The 3,361-nt window shown below is 53.9% G+C and carries 2 protein-coding genes and 2 pseudogenes; all 4 read right to left on the reverse strand.

The genetic code is table 11. The annotated features are described in order from the left end of the window. Nucleotides 1-219 (reverse strand): annotated as a pseudogene (locus BBW68_RS08625) (IS1595 family transposase); the annotation flags it as partial. Between the two features lie 64 nt (nt 220-283). Further along, nucleotides 284-505: pseudogene (locus BBW68_RS16410) on the reverse strand (Hsp33 family molecular chaperone HslO); the annotation flags it as partial. Nucleotides 506-533: 28 nt separating this feature from the next. Continuing rightward, complete coding sequence (gene hslR, locus BBW68_RS08630; protein ID WP_070134986.1) at nt 534-935, reverse strand: ribosome-associated heat shock protein Hsp15; 402 nt, start codon at nt 933-935, stop codon at nt 534-536. A gap of 148 nt (nt 936-1,083) precedes the next feature. Continuing rightward, nucleotides 1,084-3,219, reverse strand: a complete 2,136-nt coding sequence (locus BBW68_RS08635; RefSeq protein WP_070134988.1) for an intracellular growth attenuator family protein — start codon at nt 3,217-3,219, stop codon at nt 1,084-1,086. Nucleotides 3,220-3,361 lie beyond the last annotated feature (142 nt).

Here is a 3,361-nt window from a genome sequence, read left to right on the forward strand (position 1 = left end):
ACAACCACCAAAATAACTTTCGTCCAGTTCAATCTCGCCATCAAACCAGGAGTGCCTATCTACGTGCTCGGCTATCAGCACTCTGAGGCGGTGAAAATAGTATGCAGCAGTGTTCCTGTGGACACCAACCAGCTCTGCGGCAATACGGGCTGTGGAGCCTGCAATAAACAGTTCAAGTAACCGTTCCTGTTTGTACTGACTGAGTCTGCTTTTTCTCATGGCACTATCCTAGATGATCTTAGTTATCTAGGACAGCCCCAAAATTAAAATAATTGTACATATGCGGGCCATCACCCTGCAGCTGGACCGTAATGTCGCTGTCAAACTTCAGGGTGGCGGTCAGCAGGCTGGTCGCCACCAGCAGCTTGCCAAGCACCTGCTGCACCGGCTGTGGGTAATCGTGGCCGTCGATAATCTCGCGCTAAGTCTTTAAAATATCTACTATTTCTCCACGCACAGCGTGATTTTCAAACAGGAAGCGGTGCATCTGGTCTTGCTGGGACATAAGTTTTTCTCTCTTTAATAATGGCGCGTTATTCGTTGCCAGAATTTTTAAATTTGATCAGGTCGCAACGCTCCTTTTTATCCGGGCGTCGGTCCGGGTGCGGCATACTGAGCGCATTCATCTTGCGTGCCTTCGCGACCTTTTCCCGTTTTTCAATACTTTCTGCCGTCTCGCGATACATCTGCTGGGCAATCGCTGCCGGACCACGCTTATCACTGACGCTTTCAATCACCACTGTGCGCTGGTTATTACCCTGGTGCAGCACCAGCTCGGCATCGACTTCAACCAGCTTGCTGGGTTTGCTGCGCTGGCCGTTGTAACGCACCTTGCCGCCTTTAATCATCTCGCGTGCCGCCGCACGGGTTTTATAAAAGCGGGCGGCCCAGAGCCATTTATCTAGCCGCATCCCTTCTTTGGGTTTCTCTTTCATCGCTGGGTTCCTTTTTGGATTTACCTTAATATGGGGCTAACGCCATAAATCAAGGCGCGTTGCGGTGGATACTCACGCGCAACGTGTCGTGTTCAGGCAGGTAAAGCGGAGAGTGTCAGCTTTAAAAATAGCACAGATGCGGCGATGCTCAGAACATTGGTCGCACGGTCTGGATATCGCTTAACGAGTGGTTAAAGCACTTCTCATAATACTGATGAATTTCCATCAGGCGCATGTGGTGGCGATGCATGCGGCGCAGCGCCAGCAGGCTATTAATAACCAGACTCAGCACCAGCACCAGCAGTAACAGGCTGCTGGCAAGATAGCGCCACAGGGTAAGGCTATCCGGTTCACTGTGCAGCGCGATGTGGCGCGTGCCATTAGCATCGGTGGTAATGCTGGTAATAATGCCGCTGGCGCTAAATGGAGTATGCAGCAGCATACCGGAGAGCCGCTGCAGTTCCGACCACTGGTCCGGCGCGTTGTAATCAAACAGAGAGACCGCCGGAGCTGAATGATTGACAAACTGGCGGCCCTCATCACTGAGGATCAGGAAGCCACCCCGGGGAAGGCTGTTCAGCGCTTCTGCCGCGCGGCGCGTTTCGCGATAGAAGAAGGAGGAGGTGGCGGTATTGACCAGATTTTCCAGCGCTTCTGCACTCACCGGGCGCAGCAGCACCTTCATGCCGTCCTGCACGCCGGAGTTAGCGCGGTGCGCCAGCGTTTGCCAGTCTTTAGCATTCCCTAGGTTCACCAGCGCATTTTTCAGGCGCACACAGTCCTGCTCCTGGCTGCACAGATCCTGGGTTTTCTGCACGATATCGGAGAAGTCATCCAGCAGGATCATGCCCGACTTGTGAATGGCGGTTGCCAGCTGCGGGTTGAGTTTCGGGTCGGTACTGGACTGCGAGTGCAACTGCATGCTGGTGGTGTCCAGCAGCGCCGTCGCCTTATCGATAATATCGCACGGCAGCAGCGGCAGCGGTTCCGCATTGTTCCAATACATGGCCGAACAGTCGAACGGCATAAACGCATAGCTGCGGTTGCCTTGGTAGGTCGCCGGAATCGAACACATTCCGCTGCCGTTCACCTTCAGGCTGTCGCCGACATGCAGTGAGGCTTTTTCCAAATCGCTGACCTGAGTAACCTGCAAACTTTCCGTGCCTTTGATCCACGCTAGGCTAAGCTTCAGCGGCATGCTGATCGGGATCCAGCCTATCAGCAGCGGCAGCAGGATCAACGATCCGATCGCCAGTACTACGTTTTTACGCCAGCGCTGGATAGGGAAATTGCGCACCTCATCCTGCAGCGAGAGGAAGCGGCCCTGACGCACCACTTGGCGGTTGAGGTAGATATCAATTTCGGTGATCTGGCCAAGATCCTGGGCGGCATACGGTTGCCAGTGCGGCGGGTAGATTAAATCGATAATGCCGAGCGAGATATTGCTGACTTGCCCCTGATTAGATTCGCTAAACAGCCCCCAGCGCTTCGGCGCGCCGCGCAGGCAGTGAATTTCGCGCAGATCATTTTCGCTAGGGCGGCGATAAATAAACCAGACACTGACCGCGATGATGGCAACACCCGCTAGGATTAGCCACGGCATCAACACTATCGACCCGCCCAAGCTGATAAAGAACAGCAGCATCGCGATACAGATGGCGACCGCTTCACGCATGCCGTCAGGGCGGCTCAGCGCGTACTCTTCTGCACTCTCTTTGCGCACGCCCAACAGCTCAATATTCTCGCCCTCTTCCTTACGGATAGAGGCATTCTGCCCGGTGGCGCGCACCATTAGCGTCAGCGCGGGTGCTTCCCAACTGTACTGCGTCAGCGAGTGACCATTGAGTGATATTACCAGCGGAATCGTTTGCGTTTTGATCAGCTCAACGTAGTTCTCTTCCGCGATATGTTGTTCCCATAGCGGCGGCAAATGCACTTCAACGGCATCAAGGTAGTAGCGCCACTTGTGGGGTTCATCGGTAGAGAGGCCGTAGCGGGTAATTGAGCGGGTGACGGGGTAGACATTGTTGCTTTGCGGGGTGAGCAGCAGCTGGTCTGGCGAACTGCTGGCTCCGCTGGGCAGCGTCTGACTTTGGCTGCCCAACTGCGCCACGTAGCATTCAACCGCCGCGCGCTCTTCATTGCTTAGCTTGCGATAGGGGGGGATTATAAATGGCAGTGGCTTCGCCAACGGCAGGCGATGCCGCATAGCGTACCAGAAGAAGCAACCTGCCGTTACTGAGCAGGCCAGCGTTATAGCCAATATTATGACTATTGTGCTCATGCTTCCCTCATTTCTGCCACAATGCTCCTGTCGACATTCTCACGTAAAGCGGTGTCATATCTAACCCAAATTGTGGCGAGTTTAAACAGTGCTGACTGTCAGCTGTGTGATTTAAAATAGCGCTAAAAATAATAAAATTAAA

Origin of the sequence: Candidatus Erwinia dacicola, from assembly GCF_001756855.1 — a bacterium.
In the GTDB taxonomy this organism is placed as follows: Bacteria; Pseudomonadota; Gammaproteobacteria; order Enterobacterales; family Enterobacteriaceae; genus Erwinia; species Erwinia dacicola.